The 1677-nt window shown below is 68.9% G+C and carries 1 protein-coding gene; it reads left to right on the top strand.

Annotation, left to right across the window (positions count from 1 at the left end; translation table 11 throughout):
* Positions 1–68: 68 nt before the first annotated feature.
* Positions 69–1511 carry an IS1182 family transposase gene (locus tag ACOVRJ_RS20455; RefSeq protein ID WP_422045664.1) on the top strand — a complete coding sequence of 481 codons (1443 nt, stop codon included), beginning with the start codon at positions 69–71 and terminating at the stop codon, positions 1509–1511.
* Positions 1512–1677: the final 166 nt, after the last annotated feature.

Raw genomic sequence — 1677 nt, 5'->3', positions numbered from 1 at the left:
CTGAGAGCGTGAGAGTTTTTCCCCGCGCCAGTCTTGCCGTTTGGCATGCAACTGGCTTACTCTGGGCTATGAGTCAAGACGAACACCAGGGCGAGGCGGCGGGCGGTCTGTTTGAGGACTTGCCGGCAGTGCGGCGGGAAGACGAGCAGGCAGCGCGGCAGGCGCGGATGGCCGCCAAGCGCCAGGGCGCGGTCAGGCTGCTGCAGCCCAACCGCAGCCAGATCGAGTTGCGTGCGTCGGACCTGGAGTCGTTGCTGGGCGAGGATCACCGTGCACGGTTGGTGTGGGGCTACGTCGAGCAGCAGGACCTGAGCCGGCTGACCGATGCGATCAAGGCGCGAGGCAGCAACGCTGGGCGCGCTGCGATCGACCCGCGCATCTTGTTCGCGCTGTGGCTGTACGCGGTGCTCGAAGGCGTGGGCAGCGGGCGCGAGGTGGCAAGGCTGACGCGCGAGCACGACGCCTACCGCTGGCTGTGCGGCGGGGTATCGGTGAACTACCACGCGCTCAACGACTTCCGCTCGGGCAACGAGGCACTGATGGACGAAGTGCTGACGGCCAACGTGGCGGCGCTGGCGGCGGCCGCAGCGATCAGCCTGGAGCGCGTGGCGCAGGACGGCATGCGGGTGCGGGCCGACGCCGGTGCGGCGTCGTTCCGCCGGCAGGCCAGCTTGGAGCAGCACCTGGCCGAGGCCGGGGAGTTGGTGCGCGAAGTCAAGCAGCGCGCCCAGGACGATCCTGGGGCGAGCAGCCGCCGGGCGAAGGCTGCCAAGCAACGGGCGGCCGAAGACCGTGAAGAGCGCATCCGCGCGGCGCTGGAGCAACTGCCGCAAGTACAAGCGGCCAAGCGGCGCAACGGTGACAAGCCCGAGGATGCACGTGCGAGCACCACCGATGCTGATGCGCGGGTGATGAAGATGGGCGACGGCGGCTTCAGGCCCGCGTTCAACGTGCAGCTGGCCACGACCTGCGAAGACCAGGTGATCGTAGGCGTGGCGGTGAGCAACGTGGGCAGCGACATGGCGCAGATGGTGCCGATGGTCGAGCAGGTCGTCGAACGCACGGGCAGCACGCCCGGGCAGTGGCTGGTCGACGGTGGGTTCCCGGCGCACGAGCAGATCGACGCGGTGCACGAGCAAACGCAAGGCAAGACCGAAGTGCTCGCGCCGGTGCCCGAGCCCAGGCGCAAGAGCGGCGATGACGACACTCCGCCGACGGACAAACACCAGCGCAAGGAGGGCGACACCGACGCGGTGGCGCAGTGGCGCCAGCGCATGGCCGGCGACGAGGCCAAGGAGTTGTACAAGCAGCGGGCGGCCACGGCCGAGTGCGTCAACGCGCTGGCGCGCAACCGAGGGCTGCAGCGCATGCCCGTGCGCGGGCTGACCAAGGTGCGCGCGGTGGCCTACCTGTACGCGCTGGCGCACAACCTGATGCGCATGGTCAAGATCGCACCGCAACTGCTGGGTCTGGGCACAGGTGCGTCCGTGGCGGCCGCAGCGGTGGCATAAGAGGCGTCGGAAGTGAAAAAGCCAAGCCCCAACACCCCGGATCGGCCCGTTCAGGCCCTTGCCATGACCTCAACCTCGCAAGCGGGCCTGCCCATCACAGGCCACCGCATCCCGTCGAGCGTCGACCGCTGTGCCTGTGGCGACCGAATGCTTCTCAGGCTCTGAG

It is taken from the genome of Roseateles sp. (assembly GCF_049240545.1).
In the GTDB taxonomy this organism is placed as follows: domain Bacteria; phylum Pseudomonadota; class Gammaproteobacteria; order Burkholderiales; family Burkholderiaceae_C; genus Paucibacter_A.
Note: the sequence above shows the minus strand (reverse complement) of the source record. Positions and strands in the feature narration are given on the sequence as shown.